This is a genomic window from Caldimonas brevitalea (assembly GCF_001017435.1).
In the GTDB taxonomy this organism is placed as follows: domain Bacteria; phylum Pseudomonadota; class Gammaproteobacteria; order Burkholderiales; family Burkholderiaceae_C; genus Caldimonas; species Caldimonas brevitalea.
Window position 1 is genome coordinate 6,197,966 of the sequence record NZ_CP011371.1, and the last position, 20,063, is coordinate 6,218,028.

A 20,063-nucleotide genomic window follows, 5' to 3' on the forward strand; every position below is an offset into this window, starting at 1 on the left:
GCCGTCCGGCGAACCGGGCAGCGTCGAGCCGCTCCTGCCGGTCGGCCGTTGACGGTTGTGGCGGGTCCCCGGAGGCAGTCATGCTGCAGGCGGTGCGCGAGCGTCGATTCCGTTCCATTTTCAGACACTTCCGAGCAATTACGTACGTACGTATAATTCGTCCGTAATCGTGGAGGATCCGATGGACCCGGCTTTGCCCTTCGTCTACCGGCGCACTGAGCTCGCCAAGGTCTACTGTGCCGCACTCGAGGGACGCGGCGTGCTCGACTTCACGTCCGGCCTCTTCCTGGCCGCGCCCCGACGCACCGGCAAGTCGACGTTTCTGCGGGAAGACCTGATCCCCGAGATGCGCGGCCTTGGCTGGGAACCGGTGTACGTCGATCTCTGGTCTGATCGCGCCCGCGACCCGGCGGAATTGATCACGGCCGCCGTGCGCGGGGCGCTCACGCGCCATGACGGGCCGGTGCTGAAAGCTGCGAAACGTGTCGGCCTCGACCGCCTGAACGTCATGGGCACTCTCTCGCTGGATCTTGCCAAGGTCGGCCAACCCGGCGGAGCCACCTTGGCCGACGCGTTGGAGCGCCTGCACCAGCAATCCGGCAAGCCTATCGCGCTGCTGATCGACGAGGCCCAGCACGCCTTGTCGACGGAGGCGGGCACGCAGACCATGTTCGCCCTCAAGGCGGCACGTGATCGCCTCAACCAGGGCACCGGAACCCGCGGCCTGCATCTGGTGATGACAGGCTCCAACCGCGACAAACTGGCCCATCTGGTGCTGCGCAAGAGCGAGCCGTTCTACGGCGCCGGCATCACGCGCTTTCCCTTGCTCGACCGCGGCTTCGTGGAAGCCTACGCGCAGTGGTTGAACCAGCAGTTCGCTGCGGGCATGCAGTTCGAGGTGGACGCCTTGGAGCGCGCGTTCGAGCTGGTGGGGCGCCGCCCCGAGATGCTCAAGCAGGTGGTCGGCGAAAGCGTGTCAGAGTTCGGCGGGGCCGCCGCGCTCTCGGCACAGGTCGCCTCCAACGCAAAGGAACTGCAGCGGCGTGCATGGCGCGATTTCGAGTCGGTGTACAACGGACTGCCGGACACGCAGAAAGCCGTCTTGGACGGTGTCGCCCGTTTGTCGCCGGACTACGAACCCTTTTCCGAGGACGCGCACCAGGCCTACCAAGCCGTGATGGGCAAGCGGCTGGCCGCGTCGACCGTGCAGGCCGCCCTCGACGCGCTGCGCGAAAAAGAGCTGTTGTGGCGTGCCGGGCGAGGCGCGTATGCCTTCGAGGACGACGGGCTGCGGGCTTGGTATCTGGAACAGCACCGGTCGCCTCCGCACATCGAAGGGCCCAGCGAAGGCTGACCTTCAAAGTGAGCGTCCTCTAACCGCGACCCGTCGCGAAAGGCCGATGGCCGACGTGTGCGGCAACCGCCGCACGACGAAGGCGGGCAGAAGCGCGTGGACCAAATCGCATCCATTCGTGGCACGGGTAAGACTTCGTTGCGGACCGCGTGGGATGTCGTCGCAACGCGGTCGGCGCGCGTTGAACGGTCGAACCTCTCCATGCAGCCTGAACGGGCCAAGATGACCACCTCCAACAGACGACGTTTTCTCTCGCTGTGCGCCGCCGGCGCGCTGTCCCTGTCATTGGCCGCGTGCGGCGGCGGCGGCGGTGACGACGACCATCATCACGACGACCCCGACGAGTCGCCCGTCTTCTATGCCGGCACCACGCTGGTGGTCGACGGGGTGAGCTATCCGCAGGAGCCGGCGCCGCCCTACAGCTACTTCGCTGGCACGGTGGTCGTCGAGGTCGACCATGAAGACGAGGACATCGCCGCCGACACGCTCGACTGGCTCGGCCTGCGGGTGCTCGAATACGACGACACAAACGGCCTGTGGGTCGTGGAGGTGCGGCAGGGCTTCGAGGTGCAATGGGCCCGCGCCCTCGCCGAACAGGACGGCATCCGCGAGGCCTACCTGAACGGCGCGCACTACCGCGCCCAGGCGGCCGCGAAACGCGCAGCGGCGAAGCGACTGGCGACCTGATCCGGCTGGGACCCGTCGCGGAACCTGTCCGCGACGGCCTCCTGTAAGGACACCTACCTCAACCGCCGGGCCCATCGAGGCCGGCGGTTCACACCTTATCGCCAGGGACGCAGCCGGTAGATGCCGTTGTCGCGGTCGGCGCTGAAGTAGACCGTGCCGTCGGCCGCCACGGCCACGCCGGTCGGCAGGTACGGTGCCGGCATACCGGGGCCGGGTTCGAACCCGATCGGCAGGTTCTCGGCCACACTGCGCTTGGCCCCGCTGACGGGGTCGATCTCGGTCAGGCGGCGGGCTGCCGTCTCGGCGACGATGAAGCTGCCCCACGGCGTTTGCGCCACCCCTTCGGGCATCGCCAAGCCGCTCGCCACCACCGTCTTCGCACCATCGGCGAGGTTCACACGCGTCAGCGTGCCGGCCGCCTCGGTCAGGTAGGCCGCGCCGTCCCGGCCGAGCAGCAGTTGCACCGGGCCCTGCAGTCCGGACACCACGACGCGGCGTTGCTGATAGTCGGAGCCGCTCATCTGCGTCAACGTGCCGGTGCCCAGTTCGACCACCAAAAGGCTGCCGTCGGGCAACACCACTGCGTCGGAAGGCGCCTTGAGTTTGTGGATCAGCGCCTTGGTCTTGTAGTTGGTGCGGTCGATCACGTGCACGGTGCCGGTGAACCAGGAGGTCAGCACGAACTGCTGGGCGGACAGCCCCAGCGAGAACGGGTACTCGAGGTCGGACGACTGCATGCGGAAGATGTCGCTGACGGCGCCGGTCATCAGGTCGACCTTGCGGAAGGCGAACAGGTCCGTCACGTAGAGGCTGTCGCCGTCGATCTCGAGGCCTCCGGGCACGGCCACCTTGCCGCTGGTCAGGGTGCGCAGCTGGCCGGTGGTGGGCTGGTAGGCCTGCACCGAGTTGTCAGCCATGTTGGCCACGTAGATGGTGCCGTCGGGCGCGATGGCGAGGTTGTCGACCGCCTTGTTGAGCTGCTGCACCACGGTCTTGCGGCCGGTCGTGAGGTCGACCGACGCCAGCTGGCCGTGGTAGGTGTCGACCACCCACAGCTTGCCCTTGCCGTCGAGGTTGGCCGCGGCCGGCACGGTGAACTCGCGGTTGATCGGCGTCACCTTGCCGTCGGCCGGGTCGAGCTTGACCACCTGGCCCTTGAACCACAGCGGCCCATACAGCAGGCCATCGGGGCCGACCTCGAAGCCGTTGAAACCGCCGACGTCCTTGGCGATCAGGCGAGGCGGCTTCTGGCCGGCCACGTCGATCTCCCACACCGCGTCGCCCAGAAACACCTGGCTCGCATAGAGCTTGCCGTTGCGTGGGTCGAAGGCAAGCGAGTTGAGGCCGGGCAGGCCGGAGGCCAGCACGCGGATCGGCGCGTCGTCGCGTTCGCGGTAGTGCAGCGCGCCTTGCAGATAGGCCGTCCAGGCCAGCTCGCCCTTGGGGCCGACGGCGATGTCGTCGGCCTGGCCCTGCGGTGCGCCGATGAAGACCTTGGCGGCGCCCGTGTTGCGGTCCACTTCCCAGATCGCATTGCCGACCACACTGCCGGCCAGCAGCCGCCCCTGGGCGTCGACCGCCAGGCCATGCACCCCCTTGAAGGCGGACGGCGCCACGAGCACTTCGGGTGTCGACCAGCCGTTGGGCCGGGAGGGGGGCGTGACGCTGCAGGCGCCGAGGCCGATTGCCAGCACCATCGCGGCCAGCAGGCCCGCACGTCGCCGGGGTGTCGTGGTCATGTCGTCTCCTGAGTTGAGGGGGCGGACCTGAATCTATGCGCCGAAAGACCGCTTACTGTCACCCACGTGACAAGCCCGGGGAAGCCCTAATCGGGTGGCGTGACGGGTGCGCAGCTTGCGACGTCGCGCCCTAGCCGGTCGAGCCCAGCATGGTGGCGGTGTGCGAGCCGTAGGCGCCACACGGCTTCGTGCGGGCTGTAGATGAACCGGTCGCCTTCCTGGCACAGGGCGAACACAATGGGGTGATCGACCTGCTCTGGACCATCGAGCGTGACGACGGGCAAGCGGCATGGCGCTTCAGCACCCCCTGCAACCTGATGCGCGGAGCCCTGGAGGTTGGGACGCCCAGGGCCGGCCGCGGCACGACAAGGAGACATGATGGACGACGCCGACCTGCAGAACTTCCAACCGCTGGACCGCGGCCGCATCAACCTGCTCGACCCGCTCGAGGTCCGCTATTGGTGCCGGCAGTTCGACTGCAAGCCCGAAGAGCTGAAAAAAGCCGTGGCGCTGGTCGGCGACCATGCGGCGGACGTGCGCGAGCACCTGAGCAAGTGACCGCGCTGTCGCCGCCACCCCCTGGCCGCTAAGCACGGGCCGGCGCGGTACGAGCAGTGCCCGCGACCCGCCCTGCCTCTCCTTCACCCCGATCACTCCCCGCGCGGCAACGCCGGCCCCCACCCCCCCACGTGTACCCACCAGATGGGGATGTGCCGGCGCCTGAAAAGGTCCACAGTGGTGCCGACGAACAGCCGAGCCGGCGCCCGACGGGCACGGCCCCCGGCACCTCCGGGCACAGAAGAACCCGGGCTCGCACCGCGGCCACCGACCGACAGTGGGCGAACGCCATCGCGTTGCCTGCGGGACGTGGTGAGGCCGCGTTGACGGCGTCGGCCCACCCTCGCGGCCCGCTGCTGCACCCGTTGCACTCGAACGAACCGCCAGGAGGTCGACCATGCCCCATCCCAACGCCATCGTCTCGGTGCCGCGCCGACTCGAGCCCACGCTCGACCAGGCGCCCGCCGACCTGCTGCGGCAAGCCCGCGGCCTCGCCGTCGAACTCGACGACGGCCGGCTGGTGCGCCTCGACCCGCGCAACCCGCGCTCACCCGGGTTTGCCCAGGTGCTCGACGGCTTGAGCCGGCAGCGGCTGCCAGCGTATCTGGAGCTGGACCCGGAAACCGGCAGCCTGGTGCGCCTGCTGATCCCCCATTACACCCGCGTGCAGGCGCTGCGCGACATCGGCGGCGGGTCGCTGGCCGTGGAACTCGAGCGTTCGCATGGTCGCCACCTGCTGGACCGCCATCACCCCGATTTCGCCTCGATGGAGGCGCTGCTGCTCGACGCGCTGGCAGACCGGTCTGCATTGGTCGTCACCGAAGACGATGCCCACCACATCCTCGACGTGCGCCGTGTCGCGCCCGGCCCGGACCAGACACCCTGGCCGAGCCTCAAGCCCGAGTGGCCGCCGCGTCGGCGAGAGCCGCTGGGCTGGCTGGACCGGCTTTGGCACCGCATCCGCCACTGGCTGATCTGGCGACGCTGGTGGTGGTGGTGGCGGTGCCTCTCCCCGAGGCGCGCACAGGAGGTGTTCGACCGCCTGGCGGCCACCACCTGCAACCCCTTGTCGGTGCCGCCGCCGTGCATCCCTTTTCTGTATCCCGACGACGGCTGCTGGGGCCGGGCGCATGAGATGTGCCGGCTGATGCTGGACATCGGCTTGTCGCCGCGCAAGGTGTGGATCGAGGGCAACCTGCGGGCGAGCACCCGCAACAACCCGAACTGCCAGGTGTTCTGGGGCTGGCATGTGGCCCCGACGCTGTGCGTGCGACGCGGCGGGTTCTGGTGGTTCCGCACGCGCCGCCTGGTGTTCGACCCGGCCCTCTTCACGACGCCGGTCACGCAGGAGACATGGAAGAGCGCACAGGGCGACCCCGGGTCAACCCTGACGGCGAGCGACGCCGAGATTTTCTACCTGTGGGGTATGGTGACCGACCCGAGTTATGTCGAGACCCAGGCGGTGCTGGCGACCTACCGGCTGCAGCTGCAGAACCGCTCGCTGACACAGGGGCCGCCGCCGTACGCACACTGTGGCTGAAGGGGAAGGCGGCGGCCGACCCGGCCTGGCCTGGCCGGCGCGTCGCAAAGCTCTGAAAGCTGCCGCCGGGAGGCGGGGGGTTCAGGCGGAGGGCTGCTGCCGCTGCAGTGTCAGGCCTCGCATCGGCACCCGCATCGCGCCGTCCGGCAGCAGGTCGACGTGCTCGCCGGTGGCCAGCTTGTATTCGGCCTCGCCAGTCGGCTCCCAGTGTTCGTTGCCGTCGGCCAGGCTGGGGTCGCGCACTAGGTGTTCGTAGCCGAGCACCTTGTACTGGGCGCCGTCGCTGCCTTCGGCGGTGAAGGTTTCGAGCAGGTGCAGCTTCTTGTCCATGGGATCTCCTCAGAGTTGAAGCAATCGAGATGAAGCGGGCCCGCGGGATCGCCTGGCCTCGGTCGATTCTGCGGCCTCACCCGCCGCGGCGCGGGCCCAGCCCCTGCCCTGCCCGGGGATTTGACGGGGCGGCGAGACCGCCCGTAGGTGCGCATGGTCAGTCGCGCAAACGCATCGAGCTCACCTGCCCGCTGCGCAGGTCGTAGCTGCACTCGAAACGGAACGGCCGCACCGCCCGCGCCGTGTGGTACTGGCCCGCGCCGCGCACGCCCACCTCGTCGTCGGAGACGCGGAACTCCTCGACCTCTCCGTCGAACAGTTCGACCCGGTCGACCCGGCCCCGCTCGTTGGCGATCGTCACGCTCAGCGCCTGGGTGCAGGCGGGCGTGGCGGGCGTCGGACCTGCTTCGCGCCCCCACCCGGGTGCCGGGAGAGGCGCGCGGTGCGCCTCGCGGTGGCGCCCGCTCACACGGCGGGCCGACGAGAGCGTGTCGTTGAGGCCATAAGGGCGCAGCGTCGGGTAGCTACCGGGCGACAACTCGATGCAGGTGCCGCTGTAGCCGGCGTCGCTGCACAGCTGCCACACACCACGGCGCACCACCACGGACGACACCTCGTCGTTCAAGCCGAAACGGTTGAGATCAGGCTCCCGGCTGTCGAGGCCGATGCTGCGGCCCTGGAAATCGGCGTGGCGGAACAGCACCAGGTCGCCGTTACGGTCGCCATGTCCGCGGTCGCCGCCGTGTCCAGCGGCGGGCCGGAGCGACGAGACGCGATCGTTGAAGTGCATCGGGTCCAGCGACGGATAACGGCCGGGGCCGAGCACGATGCAGGGGCCGTCGAAGCGGGCGTGGGTGCACAGCTCCCAATGGCCGCGCCGCACGATGACCGACGAGACGATGTCGTTGAAGCCGCGCGGGTGGAAGTCGCCGAGGGAACCGCTGGCCTGCAGCTGGCGTCCCTGGAAGTCGTCATGCTCGAACATGACGATGTCGGACGCCGAGGCGCCGTGGGCGGCGGCCATGCCGGCCAAGAGGCCTAGGGCGGCCCTGATCCATCGCTGCATAAAGAGTTCGCTTCCCTGATCGTGCGTGCGTGATTGTGGCGGAGCCGGGTCACGCCACGGCGACCCGCCGCCAGCACGGCCGCACACGTCTTCCGTACCGGACCCCACCCGGGTTCAACGCACGAAAACGAAAAACCGCATACCGCGCGGAGGCGGTATGCGGTGGAAGGGCCGGCGCCCCAGGGAGCGCCGGCGGTGGAGCTAAGCGGTATGCCGGCTCAGCGGGCCTTGCCGTTCTTCCACGCTTGCAGCAGCGTGTCGTAGGCGATCGTCTGGCCCTTCGGCTTTTCGTTCTCGAGCTTCTTCCAGGGCGCGCCCTTGTCGCTCAGGAACTTGGCCGGGTCGCCCTTCGGGTTCAGCTTCGGTGCGCAAGCGGCCATGCCGGCGCGCTCGAGGCGAGCCATCACCTGGTCCATCTCGTTGGCCAGGTTGTCCATCGCGGCCTGCGGCGTCTTCTCGCCGGTCACCGCGGTGGCCACGTTCTTCCACCACAGCTGGGCCAGCTTGGGGTAGTCGGGGACGTTGGTGCCGGTCGGCGTCCAGGCCACGCGGGCCGGGCTGCGGTAGAACTCGATCAGGCCGCCGTACTTGGGCGCGTTCTTGGTGAAGTACTCGTGACGGATGTCGCTGTCGCGGATGAAGGTCAGACCGTGGATCGACTTCTTCAGCGACACGCTCTTGCTGGTCACGAACTGGGCGTACAGCCAGGCAGCGGCGGTGCGGTTGGCGTCATGGTCCTTGAAGAAGGTCCACGAGCCGACGTCCTGGTAGCCGTTCTGCATGCCCTCTTTCCAGTACGGGCCGTTGGGGCCGGGCGCCATGCGCCACTTCGGCGTGCCGTCGGCATTGACGACCGGCAGGCCGGCCTTGGTCATGTCGGCGGTGAAGGCGGTGTACCAGAAGATCTGCTGGGCGATCTGGCCTTGCGCGGGCACCGGGCCGGATTCACCGAAGGTCATGCCCATGGCTTCCTTGGGCGCGTACTTCTTCATCCAGTCGATGTACTTGGTCAGCGCATAGACCGCCGCCGGCGAGTTGGTCGCGCCACCCCGCTCGACCGAGGCGCCCACCGGCGTGCACTTGTCGGCTGCGACGCGGATGCCCCACTCGTCGACCGGCATGCCGTTCGGGATGCCCTTGTCAGCAGTACCGGCCATCGACAGCCAGGCGTCGGTGAAACGCCAGCCCAGCGACGGGTCCTTCTTGCCGTAGTCCATGTGACCGTAGATCGGCTTGCCGTCGATCTGCTTCACGTCGTTGGTGAAGAACTCGGCGATGTCTTCATAGGCCGACCAGTTCAGCGGCACGCCCAGCTCGTAGCCGTACTTGGCCTTGAACTTCTCTTTCAGGTCGGCGCGCGCGAACAGGTCGGCGCGGAACCAGTAGAGGTTGGCGAACTGCTGGTCGGGCAGCTGGTAGAGCTTCTTGTCGGGCGCCGTCGTGAAGCTGGTGCCGATGAAGTCCTTCAGGTCGAGACCCGGGTTGGTGTAGTCCTTGCCGGCGCCGTTCATGTAGTCGGTCAGGGCCAGGATCTTGCCGTAGCGGTAGTGCGTGCCGATCAGGTCGGAGTCGGAGATCCAGCCGTCGTAGATCGAGCGGCCCGACTGCATCGAGGTCTGCAGCTTCTCGACCACGTCGCCTTCCTGGATCAGGTCGTGCTTGACCTTGATGCCGGTGATCTCGGTGAAGGCCTTGGCCAGGGTCTTGGCCTCGTACTCGTGCGTGGTGATGGTTTCGGACACGACCGAAACTTCCTTGACGCCGGCGGCTTGCAGCTTCTTGGCGGCTTCGATGAACCACTTCATCTCGGCCATCTGCTGCTCTTTGCTGAGGCTCGACGGCTGGAACTCGCTGTCGATCCACTTCTTGGCCTCGGGCTCACCGGCCCAGGCGCTCTGGCCGATCGCCAAAGCGGCTGCGGCAAACGCCACGGCACTCATGCGCTGCTTCATCAGGGTCTCCTCATTGCTCTTCTTCCCGGGTGCACTAGAACACAGGCCGCGGGAAGCACCGGCCCGAATTCTGAATATCGGTTCGACGACAGCTGCTGATCAGCCCTTGCGCATGATCAGCGCGAGCAGCAGCACCGAGACGACGAAGCTGATCCACACCGAGGGCTCTTGCTCGAGGGAGAACCAGCTGACCATCTTCTCGCCCAGGCCGACCCACGCGAGGTTGACATAGGCCGCAGTGAGCAGCCCGATGAAAAGGCGGTCGCCGCGCGTCGTCTCCATCGGCAGAAAACCTTTGCGGGTGTCGGTCGGGGACTTCAGCTCCCAGACCGTCATGCCGATCAGCATCAACACGATGCAGCTGAAGAATACGGCGACGGGCGTCGTCCAGACCATCCAGGCAAACATCTATAGCTCCTTCTTCACTCAAACGCCAGACAGTTCACGATGCCGATCAAACACGGCCCATCGCGAAACCCTTCGCGATGTAGTGACGCACAAACCAGATCACGATGGCGCCCGGCACGATGGTGAGCACCCCGGCCGCGGCCAGCAAGGCCCAGTCCATGCCCGAAGCCGACACCGTGCGCGTCATCGTCGCGACGATGGGCTTGGCGTTGACGCTCGTCAGCGTGCGCGCCAGCAGCAACTCGACCCAGCTGAACATGAAGCAGAAGAACGCGGCCACACCCACGCCCGCCTTGATCAGGGGCAAGAAGATCTTGAAGAAGAACTTCGGGAACGAATAGCCGTCGATGTAGGCCGTCTCGTCGATCTCGCGCGGGATGCCGCTCATGAAACCTTCCAGAATCCACACCGCCAGCGGCACGTTGAACACCAGGTGCGCCAGCGCCACCGCGAGGTGCGTGTCCATCAGGTTCAGCGTCGTGTAGAGCTGGAAGAACGGCAGCAGGAACACCGCGGGCGGTGTCATGCGGTTGGTCAACAGCCAGAAGAACACCTGGTGGTCGCCGAGGAAGCGGAAGCGCGAGAACGCATAGGCCGCCGGCAGCGCCACGGTGATCGAGATCACGGTGTTGATCGCGACGTAGATCAGCGAGTTGATATAGCCGTCGTACCACGACGGGTCGGTCAGGATGGTGCGGTAGTTGTCGAGCGTGGCCGCCTGCGGCCACAGCGAGAACCCGCCCAGGATCTCGGTGTTGGTCTTGAACGACATGTTGACCATCCAGTAGATCGGCAGGATGGCAAACAACAGGTAGGCGATCAGGAACAGCGACCGCTTCTGGAAGCGCTTCTTAACCATGGGAACCCTCGGCTTGGTCGACGGTGCCAAGACGCTGCATCCAGGTGTAGAGGATGAAGCTGACCAGCAGGATGATGAGGAAGTAGATCAGCGAGAACGCCGCCGCCGGGCCGAGGTCGAACTGGCCGACCGCCTTTTGCGTCAGGTACTGGCTGAGGAAGGTGGTGGCATTGCCGGGGCCGCCGCCGGTGAGCACGAAGGGCTCGGTGTAGATCATGAAGCTGTCCATGAAGCGCAGCAGCACCGCGATCATCAGCACGCCGCGCATCTTGGGCAGCTGGATGTAGCGGAACACCGCCAACTTGGATGCGCCGTCGATGCGGGCGGCCTGGTAGTAAGCGTCGGGGATCGAGCGCAGGCCGGCATAGGCGAGCAGTGCGACCAGCGGCGTCCAGTGCCACACGTCCATGATCAGGACGGTCAGCCAGGCGTGGGTGGCGTTGCCGGTGTAGCTGTAGTCGATGCCGAAGCGGGCCAGCGTGGCGCCCAGCAGGCCGATATCGGTGCGGCCGTAGATCTGCCAGATGGTGCCGACGACGTTCCAGGGGATCAGCAGCGACAGGGCCACCAGCACCAGCACCGCGGACGCCTTCCAGCCTTGTGCCGGCATGGTCAGCGCCAACGCGATGCCGAGCGGAATCTCCACCGCCAGCACCGCCAGCGAGAAGGTCAGCTGGCGCCACAGCGCCGCGTGCAGCTCCTCGTCGCGCATCACCATCGCGAACCATTCGGTGCCGACGAACACGCGCCGCTCGGGCGAGATGATGTCCTGCACCGAATAGTTGACGACGGTCATCAGCGGCAGGATGGCCGAGAAGGCCACGCAGATGAACACGGGCAGCACCAGCAGCCACGCTTTTTGATTGATCGGTTTCATGCTTGACTCGTCTCAGTGACCAGGATCGCGAGCAAACGGCTCATGCAATGCGCTCCTCGTTCTTGTAGAAGCAGGTGTGCGCGCCCACCACCGACCACCATTCGGTGGCGCCCACTTGCGGCGCCGCATGGTCAGGGCTCAAGCGCGCCTTCAACACCGGCGCGCCCTCGCCCTGGCCCACGCGGCCGGTCACCAGCCAGTAGGTGCCGATGTCCTGCACCTGGGTCACGTGCACCGGCAAGGCATGGTCGGCTTCAGGCGTGGCCGGCACGACGTATTCGGGACGCACGCCGAGCGTGATGTCCGGCGCCTGCTGCAGCGCGGCGACCTTGTCGATCGGCAGCGACAGCAAACGCGAGCCGATCTGCAGCTTGTTGTTGTGCACGCTGCCCTTCAGGAAGTTCATGCCGGGCGAGCCGATGAAGTTGCCGACGAAGGTGTGCGCGGGCCGCTCGAACAACTCGTCGGCCGAGCCCACCTGCACCGCGCGGCCACGCGTCATCACCACCACCTCGTCGGCGAAGGTGAGCGCCTCGACCTGGTCGTGCGTCACGTAGACCAGCGTCAGCTTCAGCTCGTGGTGGATCTGCTTGAGCTTGCGCCGCAGCTGCCACTTCAGGTGCGGGTCGATCACGGTCAGCGGCTCGTCGAACAGCACCGCCGACACGTCTTCACGCACCAGGCCGCGGCCCAGCGAGATCTTCTGCTTCGCGTCGGCCGACAGGCCGGCGGCACGCTGGTTGAGCTGGCCGCTCATCTCGAGCATTTCGGCGATCTTGCCGACACGCTGCTTGATCTTGTCTTCGGGCACACGCCGGTTGCGCAGCGGGAAGGCGAGGTTCTCGGCCACCGTCATGGTGTCGTAGATGACCGGGAACTGGAACACCTGGGCGATGTTGCGCTCCTGCGGACTGAGCTTGGTCATGTCGCGGCCGTCGAACTGGACGCTGCCGTGCGACGGTTGCAGCAGGCCGGAGATGATGTTCAGCAGCGTGGTCTTGCCGCAGCCGGACGGCCCCAGCAGCGCATAGGCGCCGCCGTCGCGGAAGGTCATCTTGAGTGGCAGCAGCGCATAGTCTTCGTCGCGCTGCGGGTTGGGGCGGTAGGCGTGGGCGAGGTCGAGGTCGATGCGGGCCATGTCAGCGGACTCCTGCAGCAGGCTGCGCGGCGCGGGAGGGCGCCAGCAGCAGACGACCGAGGTCGTCGAACACATACACCTGGGTGGGGTGCAGGTAGAGCGTGAGCGATGCACCGAGATCGAAGTAGTGCACGCCAGTGAGCTGGGCCACCAGCTCGCCGACCGGCGTGTCGACGTGCACGAAGGTGTCCGACCCCGAGATCTCGGCCAGCTCGACCTTGCCGGGCAGCGCCACGTCGCCGTCGCGGCGGGTCTCGCGCAAGGCGCTCGCGCGCACGCCCAGCGTCAGCTTGCGCGACCCGGTGCTGGGCAGCGGCACCGACACCTGCACGCCGGCGGGCAGCTGCACACCCAGCGACATCGCTTCGCCTTCGATGAGGTTCATCGGCGGGTCGCTGAAGGCACGCGCGACGCGGATCGACTGGGGCCGGTGGAACACCTCCGCGGTGGGGCCGTACTGCAGCAGCTCGCCGGCGTCCATCACGGCGGTGTAGCCGCCCAGCAGCAGCGCTTCGGTCGGTTCGGTGGTGGCGTAGACAACGGTCGAGTCACCGGTGGCGAACAGCTGCGACAGCTCTTCACGCAGCTCTTCGCGCAGCTTGTAGTCGAGGTTGACCAGGGGCTCGTCGAGCAGCATCAGGGGTGCCCGCTTGGCCAGCGCGCGGGCCAGCGCGACACGCTGCTGCTGGCCACCCGACAGCTCCGACGGCAAACGCTGCAGGAACTGCGCGATGTGCAGCTTCTCGGCCAGCTCCTTGACGCGAGCCTCGACGCCCGATTCATTGCGCAGCCGCAGCGGCGAGGCGATGTTGTCGAACACCTTCATCGACGGGTAGTTGATGAACTGCTGGTACACCATCGCGACGTTACGCTGGCGCACCGGCATGCCGGTCACGTCCTTGCCGTCGACGCGCACGATGCCCTTGCTGGGGGTGTCGAGCCCGGCCATCAGGCGCATCAACGTCGTCTTGCCGGCCTGGGTGGCACCGAGCAGCACGGTGACGGCACCGGGCTGCAGGGCCAGGTCCATCGGGTACAGGTGGGTCTGGGCGCCGACCTGTTTCTCGATGCGTTCAAGCATCAGTTGCATGTGATCTCCATCATCGTCTTCTCGTTCGTGCCCACAGGTGCGGTCTAACGTCTAGCGCATCGAGGCCAGCGTGGCGGGCTCGGTCGGCGCCGAGCCGCGCTCGAACCAGGTCGCCACCGCCTGACGCTGTTCGGGGGTCATGTGCAGCCCGAGCTTGGTGCGCCGCCACAGCACGTCGTCGGCCGAGCCGGCCCATTCGTGGTTGCAGAGGTAGCGCAGCTCGGCCTCGCGCAGGTGGGGCGCGACCTCTTCGCCCAGGTCGGACAGCTGCTGCGCGCGGCCCAGCACCAGGTCGACACGGCTGCCGTAGTTGCGCGCCAGGCGGCGCCGCAACGCCGGCGGCAGCCAGGGATGCCGGTCGGCCAGCGACTGGTCGAAACGCTCGAAGTCGGTGTCGGGCCGCTGGGCCGCGCCGATGTAGCTGCTCAGATCGCCACCGGGCAGGTGCTGGCCGCTCGTCCACGCGCCACCCTGGTGGCCGAGCGCCGGGCACAGGCGGTCGGCGGCTTCTTCGGCCAGCTTGCGGAAGGTGGTGATCTTGCCGCCCCACACCGACAGCAGCGGCGCTTCGCTGGTGTCGAGGTCGAGCAGGTAGTCGCGCGTGACGGCGGACGGGTCGCCCGATGCGTCGTCGAGCAGCGGGCGCACGCCGGCGTAGGTCCACACCACGTCGGCGCGGGTCACCGGCTTGGCGAAGTAGCGGCTGGCCTGTTCGCACAGATAGGCGATTTCGCTGTCGTCGATGCGGGCCTCGCCGATCGCGCCTTTGTGCTCGACATCGGTGGTGCCGATGAGCGTGTAATCCTGCTCATAGGGGATGGCGAAAATGATGCGCTTGTCGGGGTTCTGGAAGATGTAGGCCATCGGATGGTCGAACATCTTCTTCACGACGATATGGCTGCCTTTGACGAGGCGCAGACCCTTGGTGTCGCGCTGGTGTGCATGCTCGCGCAGGAACTGGCCCGCCCAGGGGCCCGCGGCGTTCACCACGGCACGCGCCGAGACCGTCACCGTCTCGCCGTCGCGCGACTGCAGCGTTGCATGCCAGCCGGTGGCGCTGCGACGCGCCTCGATGCAGCGCGTGCGCGTGTAGATGCGAGCGCCTCGCTGCTGCGCGTCGAGGGCGTTCAGCACCACCAGCCGGGCATCGTCGACCCAGCCGTCGGAGTAGACGAAGCCCTTGGTGTAGAACGGCTTCAGCGGTTGCCCCGCCTCGTGGTGGCGCAGGTTCACCGTGGTGGACGCCGGCAGCACCTCGCGCTTGGCCAGGTGGTCGTAGAGGAACAGGCCGGCGCGGATCATCCACACCGGGCGCAGCGAACGGTCGTGCGGCATCACGAACCGCAACGGCCACATGATGTGCGGCGCGCTGCGCAGCAGCACCTCGCGCTCGATCAAGGCCTTGCGCACCAGCGAGAACTCGTAGTACTCGAGGTAGCGCAGCCCGCCGTGGATCAGCTTGGTCGACGACGACGACGTGTGCTGCGCGAGGTCGTCCTTCTCGCACATCACGACGCGCAGGCCGCGGCCCGCCAGGTCGCGTGCGATGCCGGCGCCGTTGATGCCGCCACCGACGACGAGGACGTCGCAGCTGGTTTCGCGGCCGAGCGCCGACACCACAGGTGCCACGCCGGGCCGGCCTGCGGAAGACGTCGGGCCTTGGCGGCCGTGGTTGCCAGCGAGAGGCTCGCTCACCGCATGTCTCCTGTCATGTTGAGGGGTGACGCCGACGCTGCGTTCGCAGATCCGGGCCTGTAAGCTGTCGCAGGCTTCGTTCGCGATGTTCGCTTTCGTTCGTTTGCGTCCTTCTTTTTTCGTTTTATCGCAGAAACGAAACGAAAGCAACGCATCGCTAACCCTAATTCGTTTTCGTATCGCTTCGCTTATGGTTCGCGGCACCGAAAAACGAAAATTCCCCTTCAACCGATCGATCCCGGCGCCTTCACCGTGAGCGCCCACACACCCTATGACGCCCAACCCTCGCCAAGCCCAGTTACTCGAAGCCGTGCGTGCGCAAGGTGCGCTGTCGGTCGAAAGCCTGGCCGAGCGCTTCGGCGTCACGCTGCAAACCGTGCGCCGGGACGTCAAGCTGCTGTCGGAGGCCGGCCTGCTCGCGCGCTTTCACGGCGGGGTCAGGCTGCCCAGCTCGACCGTCGAGAACATTGCCTACCGGCAGCGCCAGACGCTCAACGCCGACGCCAAGCAGCGCATCGCCCGTGCAGTGGCAAAGGCGGTGCCCGAAGGCTGCTCGCTGATCCTCAACATCGGCACCACCACCGAAGCGGTCGCGCATGAGCTGATGCGCCACCGCGGCCTGCGCGTGATCACCAACAACCTCAACGTCGCGGCGATCCTGAGCGACAACCCGGATTGCGAGGTGATCGTCGCCGGCGGTGTGGTGCGCGCGCGCGACCGCGGCATCGTCGGCGAGGCGACGGTCGATTTCATCCGCCAGTTCAAGGTCGACATCGGCCTGATCGGCATCTCCGGCATCGAAGCCGACGGCACGCTGCGCGACTTCGACTACCGCGAAGTGAAGGTGTCGCGGGCCATCATGGAGCATTCGCGCGAGATCTGGCTGGCGGTCGATCACAGCAAGTTCAACCGGCCGGCCATGGTGGAGCTAGGCCACATCGGCCAGCTCGACATGCTGTTCACCGACGCGCCGCCCCCCGAGCCCTACCCCCGCTTGTTGGCCGAAGCCGGGGTGCAATGCGAGGTCGCGACCTGACCTGCCCCTGCCCGACCGCACAAGGAGCCACCCCATGACCTATTTGCTCGCCCTCGACCAGGGCACCTCCAGTTCGCGCAGCATCGTGTTCGACGCCGAAGGCAACATCGTTGCGATGGCGCAGCGCGAGTTTCGCCAGATCTATCCGCAGCCCGGCTGGGTGGAGCATGACCCGCGCGAGATCTGGAGCACGCAGCTGGCCACCGCCCGCGAGGTGCTGGGCAAGGCGGGGCTGCAGGCCAGTCAGATGGCGGCGCTGGGCATCACCAACCAGCGCGAGACCACACTGCTGTGGAACCGCAAGACCGGCGAGCCGGTCTACAACGCCATCGTCTGGCAGGACCGGCGCGCCGAGCCGCTGTGCACCCAGCTGCGCGAGCAGGGGCTCGAGCCCACCGTGCGCGCCAAGACCGGCCTCGTCATCGACGCGTATTTCTCGGGCACCAAGATCCAGTGGATCCTCGACAACGTGCCCGGCGTGCGAGCTGCGGCCGAGCGCGGCGAGCTGGCCTTCGGCACGGTGGATTCATGGCTGGTGTGGCAGCTCACCGGCGGCCGGCTGCATGTCACCGACGTCACCAACGCCTCGCGTTCGATGCTGTTCAACATCCATCGCAACGAGTGGGACGACGAGCTGCTGGACGCCTTGCGCATCCCGCGTTCGCTGCTGCCCGAGGTGCACCCGTCCTCGCACGTCTATGGCGAAACCGACGCGGGTGTGCTGGGCGCCTCGCTCAAGATCGGCGGCATCGCCGGCGACCAGCAGAGCGCGCTGTTCGGCCAGGCGTGCTTCCGCGCGGGTCTGGCCAAGAACACCTACGGCACTGGCTGCTTCATGCTGATGCACACCGGCGACCAGGGCGAGCCGTCGACCAACGGCCTGATCACCACTGCCGCGGCGCAGTGCAACGCAACCCCGCAATACGCGCACGAAGGCAGTGTCTTCATCGGCGGCGCCGTGGTGCAGTGGCTGCGCGACGGGCTGCGCGCGATCAAGGGCTCGGGCGAGGTGCAGGGGCTGGCCGAATCGGTGCCCGACTCGGGCGGCGTGATGTTCGTGCCGGCCTTCACCGGCCTCGGCGCGCCTTACTGGAAACCCAAGGCCAGCGGCGCCATCGTCGGCCTGACCCGCGGCAGCAGCGTCGCCCATATCGCCCGCGCGGCGCTCGAGTCCATCGCGTTCCAGAGCGCCGCGCTGCTGCAGGCGATGAGCCGCGATGCGCAGGCAGCCGGCGGCGCGGCGGTGGCCGAGTTGCGGGTCGACGGCGGTGCCTGCGTCAACAACCTGCTGATGCAGTTCCAGGCTGATCTGCTGGGCGTGCCGGTGGTGCGGCCCAAGGTCATCGAGACCACCGCGCTCGGCGCCGCGTACCTCGCGGGCCTGAGCTGCGGTGTCTACAAGGGCGTCGACGAGCTGTCGGCGCAGTGGCAGGTGGAGCGCCGCTTCATGCCCACCATGCCGCGCAGCCGCGCCGCAGAGCTGATGCAGCGCTGGGAGCATGCGGTGCGCCAGGCCACCCTCGAATAAACCAGCCGCCGGGCCGCGCCGGCACCGCGGCGCGGCGGCGCCGCCAGCGTCCGACGACTCCGCCATCAGAGCCGAGCAGAACAAGACAGCCGCGAAGCAAGACGGCCCGGGAGGACACGAGCACGCCCCGTCAGAAAGGCGGGGCGATGGCGCGTCGCGGACGACGCGCCCGATCGATGTCTAACGAGGAGAGGTTCATGAAGCAGTACTTGAGCGCCGCCGCCCTGGCCGCGCTGACCCTGGGCGCACCCGCGGTGCAGGCCGGCGAAGCCGAAGCGAAGAAGTGGATCGACACGGAGTTCCAGCCTTCCAGCCTCAATCCCAAGCAGCAGCTGATGGAGATGCAGTGGTTCATCGGCGCGGCGCAGAAGCTGCAGGCGCGTGGCATCAAGGAGGTGCACGTGGTGTCCGAGACCATCGCGACCCACGAGTACGAAGCCAAGACGCTGGCGCGTGCCTTCGAGGAGATCACCGGCATCAAGGTCAAGCACGACCTGATCCAGGAAGGCGACGTGGTCGAAAAGCTCCAGGCGTCGATGCAGTCGGGCAAATCGATCTACGACGGCTGGGTGTCGGACTCCGACCTGATCGGCACCCACTACCGCTATGGCGCCGTGATGCCGTTGAGCGACTACATGGACGGCGCCGGGCGCGAGTTCACCAACCCATGGCTGGACCTGACGGACTTCATCGGCACCCGCTTCACCCGTGCGCCGGACGGCAAGCTCTACCAGCTGCCCGACCAGCAGTTCGCCAACCTGTACTGGTTTCGGGCCGACCTGTTCGCGCGCGCCGACCTGAAGGAGAAGTTCAAGGCCAAGTACGGCTATGAACTGGGCGTGCCGTTGAACTGGTCGGCCTATGAAGACATCGCCGAGTTCTTCACCAACGACGTGAAGCAGATCGACGGCAAGCCGATCTACGGCCATATGGACTACGGCAAGAAAGACCCGTCGCTGGGCTGGCGTTTCACCGACGCGTGGCTGTCGATGGCCGGCACCGCCGACAAGGGGCTGCCCAACGGTTCGCCGATCGACGAGTGGGGCATTCGCGTCGCGATGGACCGTTGCACGCCGGTGGGCGCCTCGGTCGAGCGGGGCGGCGCGACCAATTCGCCGGCCGCCGTCTATGCGCTGACCAAATACATCGACTGGATGAAGAAGTATGCGCCGCGGGAAGCCACGGGCATGACCTTCGGCGAAGCCGGCCCGGTGCCCGCACAAGGCCAGATCGCGCAGCAGGTGTTCTGGTACACCGCCTTCACGGCCGACATGACCAAGCCGGGCCTGCCGGTGGTCAATGCCGACGGCACACCCAAGTGGCGCATGGCCCCCTCCCCGCACGGTGCCTACTGGAAGCCGGGCATGCAGAACGGCTACCAGGACGTCGGGGCGTGGACCTTTTTGAAGCAGCACCATCCCGACCGCACCGCGGCGGCCTGGCTGTATGCCCAGTTCGTGACCAGCAAGACGGTGTCGCTGAAGAAGTCGATCAAGGGCGTGACCTTCATCCGCGAGAGCGACATCCGCCACGACTACTTCACGCAGAACGCGGCCAAGTACGGGGGCCTGATCGAGTTTTACCGCAGCCCGGCACGGGTGGCGTGGACGCCGACCGGCACCAACGTGCCCGACTACCCCAAGCTGGCGCAGCTGTGGTGGAAGAACATCGCCACCGCCGTCAGCGGCGAGGTGACGCCGCAGGCGGCGATGGACACGCTGGCCGACGAGATGGACCAGGTGATGGCCCGCCTCGAGCGCGCCGGCATGGCGAATTGCCCGCCCAAGCTCAATCCGCGGCACGACGCGGTCCACCGCCTGGTGACCTACGCCGCACCGTGGAAGAAACTGGCGAACGAGAAGCCGGCGGGCGAGACCATCGGCTATGACCAGCTGCTGCAGGCGTGGAAGGCCGGGCGGGCGCGTTGACACCGGGCCGGCGCGGTGACGTGCGGTGCAAGGCCGCCGTCCCGGCCAGGACGAGGCGATCCACCTATAGAAACAGCCTGTGCCGCCTCCCGCAAGCACTGGCAAGGACGTTCGCGGGGCCGCGATTCGGCTGGCGGCACCCCCCTCTCGGCACTTTCGTGCCGAACTTGATAGGCGATCCCCCCACTGTCTCGCGGGCGACATTCGGCCGATACCGTCTCAGTAGTTTCGGAAGCCGGCGCGCGGATCGCGCGCCGGGATGTGTTGCGACGGCCCTC

At 67.3% G+C, this 20,063-nt stretch carries 17 protein-coding genes; 7 read left to right on the forward strand and 10 right to left on the reverse strand.

The window, feature by feature from the left end:
* Positions 1 to 181: 181 nt before the first annotated feature.
* Both AAW51_RS26440 and AAW51_RS26445 read left to right on the forward strand, forming a co-directional pair.
* On the forward strand, positions 182 to 1,354 hold the full coding sequence (locus AAW51_RS26440; RefSeq protein WP_047197007.1) for an ATP-binding protein: 1,173 nt from the start codon (positions 182 to 184) through the stop codon (positions 1,352 to 1,354).
* A gap of 222 nt (positions 1,355 to 1,576) precedes the next feature.
* The gene (locus AAW51_RS26445; protein WP_157360077.1) at positions 1,577 to 2,041 is read left to right on the forward strand and encodes a hypothetical protein; all 465 of its coding nucleotides are present in this window, start codon (positions 1,577 to 1,579) and stop codon (positions 2,039 to 2,041) included.
* 95 nt (positions 2,042 to 2,136) lie between these two features.
* Here the strand turns inward: AAW51_RS26445 and AAW51_RS26450 are convergent, their stop codons facing one another.
* Positions 2,137 to 3,780, reverse strand: coding sequence for an NHL repeat-containing protein (locus AAW51_RS26450; RefSeq protein ID WP_083438610.1), 1,644 nt, complete (start codon positions 3,778 to 3,780; stop codon positions 2,137 to 2,139).
* 375 nt (positions 3,781 to 4,155) lie between these two features.
* On the opposite strand from AAW51_RS26450, the gene AAW51_RS26455 reads away from it, so the two are divergent.
* On the forward strand, positions 4,156 to 4,338 hold the full coding sequence (locus tag AAW51_RS26455) for a DUF3606 domain-containing protein (protein WP_335337650.1): 183 nt from the start codon (positions 4,156 to 4,158) through the stop codon (positions 4,336 to 4,338).
* A 397-nt stretch (positions 4,339 to 4,735) separates the two neighbouring features.
* On the forward strand, positions 4,736 to 5,878 hold the full coding sequence (locus tag AAW51_RS26460; protein ID WP_047197010.1) for a protein-glutamine glutaminase family protein: 1,143 nt from the start codon (positions 4,736 to 4,738) through the stop codon (positions 5,876 to 5,878).
* A gap of 81 nt (positions 5,879 to 5,959) precedes the next feature.
* On the opposite strand, the gene AAW51_RS26465 is transcribed toward AAW51_RS26460, so the two are convergent.
* The 9 genes from AAW51_RS26465 to glpD all read right to left on the reverse strand — a co-directional run bounded on the left by AAW51_RS26465 (position 5,960) and on the right by glpD (position 15,293).
* The gene (locus AAW51_RS26465; RefSeq protein ID WP_047197011.1) at positions 5,960 to 6,208 is read right to left on the reverse strand and encodes a hypothetical protein; all 249 of its coding nucleotides are present in this window, start codon (positions 6,206 to 6,208) and stop codon (positions 5,960 to 5,962) included.
* Positions 6,209 to 6,365: 157 nt separating this feature from the next.
* Positions 6,366 to 7,232 (reverse strand): beta/gamma crystallin-related protein, encoded by an 867-nt coding sequence (locus AAW51_RS26470; RefSeq protein ID WP_169788092.1) that lies wholly within the window; start codon positions 7,230 to 7,232, stop codon positions 6,366 to 6,368.
* A 260-nt stretch (positions 7,233 to 7,492) separates the two neighbouring features.
* On the reverse strand, positions 7,493 to 9,226 hold the full coding sequence (locus AAW51_RS26475) for an ABC transporter substrate-binding protein (RefSeq protein ID WP_047197013.1): 1,734 nt from the start codon (positions 9,224 to 9,226) through the stop codon (positions 7,493 to 7,495).
* Positions 9,227 to 9,325: 99 nt separating this feature from the next.
* Positions 9,326 to 9,634, reverse strand: a complete 309-nt coding sequence (locus AAW51_RS26480; RefSeq protein ID WP_047197014.1) for a DUF2160 domain-containing protein — start codon at positions 9,632 to 9,634, stop codon at positions 9,326 to 9,328.
* Between the two features lie 46 nt (positions 9,635 to 9,680).
* On the reverse strand, positions 9,681 to 10,493 hold the full coding sequence (locus AAW51_RS26485; RefSeq protein ID WP_047197015.1) for a carbohydrate ABC transporter permease: 813 nt from the start codon (positions 10,491 to 10,493) through the stop codon (positions 9,681 to 9,683).
* Entirely contained in the window at positions 10,486 to 11,370 is an 885-nt protein-coding gene (locus AAW51_RS26490; protein ID WP_047197016.1) for a carbohydrate ABC transporter permease, read from the reverse strand. Before AAW51_RS26490 ends, AAW51_RS26485 begins: the two co-directional genes overlap by 8 nt.
* Before the next feature lie 40 nt (positions 11,371 to 11,410).
* Positions 11,411 to 12,508 carry an ABC transporter ATP-binding protein gene (locus AAW51_RS26495; RefSeq protein WP_047197017.1) on the reverse strand — a complete coding sequence of 366 codons (1,098 nt, stop codon included), beginning with the start codon at positions 12,506 to 12,508 and terminating at the stop codon, positions 11,411 to 11,413.
* Position 12,509: 1 nt separating this feature from the next.
* Complete coding sequence (locus tag AAW51_RS26500) at positions 12,510 to 13,598, reverse strand: ABC transporter ATP-binding protein (protein WP_047197018.1); 1,089 nt, start codon at positions 13,596 to 13,598, stop codon at positions 12,510 to 12,512.
* Positions 13,599 to 13,649: 51 nt separating this feature from the next.
* Positions 13,650 to 15,293, reverse strand: coding sequence for a glycerol-3-phosphate dehydrogenase (glpD, locus tag AAW51_RS26505; RefSeq protein ID WP_083438612.1), 1,644 nt, complete (start codon positions 15,291 to 15,293; stop codon positions 13,650 to 13,652).
* 271 nt (positions 15,294 to 15,564) lie between these two features.
* Between glpD and AAW51_RS26510 the strand changes: the two genes are divergently transcribed.
* The 3 genes from AAW51_RS26510 to AAW51_RS26520 all read left to right on the forward strand — a co-directional run bounded on the left by AAW51_RS26510 (position 15,565) and on the right by AAW51_RS26520 (position 19,785).
* Positions 15,565 to 16,329, forward strand: a complete 765-nt coding sequence (locus AAW51_RS26510; RefSeq protein ID WP_047197019.1) for a DeoR/GlpR family DNA-binding transcription regulator — start codon at positions 15,565 to 15,567, stop codon at positions 16,327 to 16,329.
* A gap of 34 nt (positions 16,330 to 16,363) precedes the next feature.
* A complete protein-coding gene (glpK, locus tag AAW51_RS26515) occupies positions 16,364 to 17,857 on the forward strand; it encodes a glycerol kinase GlpK (protein ID WP_047197020.1) in 1,494 nt (497 codons plus the stop codon).
* A gap of 197 nt (positions 17,858 to 18,054) precedes the next feature.
* Entirely contained in the window at positions 18,055 to 19,785 is a 1,731-nt protein-coding gene (locus tag AAW51_RS26520; RefSeq protein ID WP_047197021.1) for an ABC transporter substrate-binding protein, read from the forward strand.
* Positions 19,786 to 20,063 lie beyond the last annotated feature (278 nt).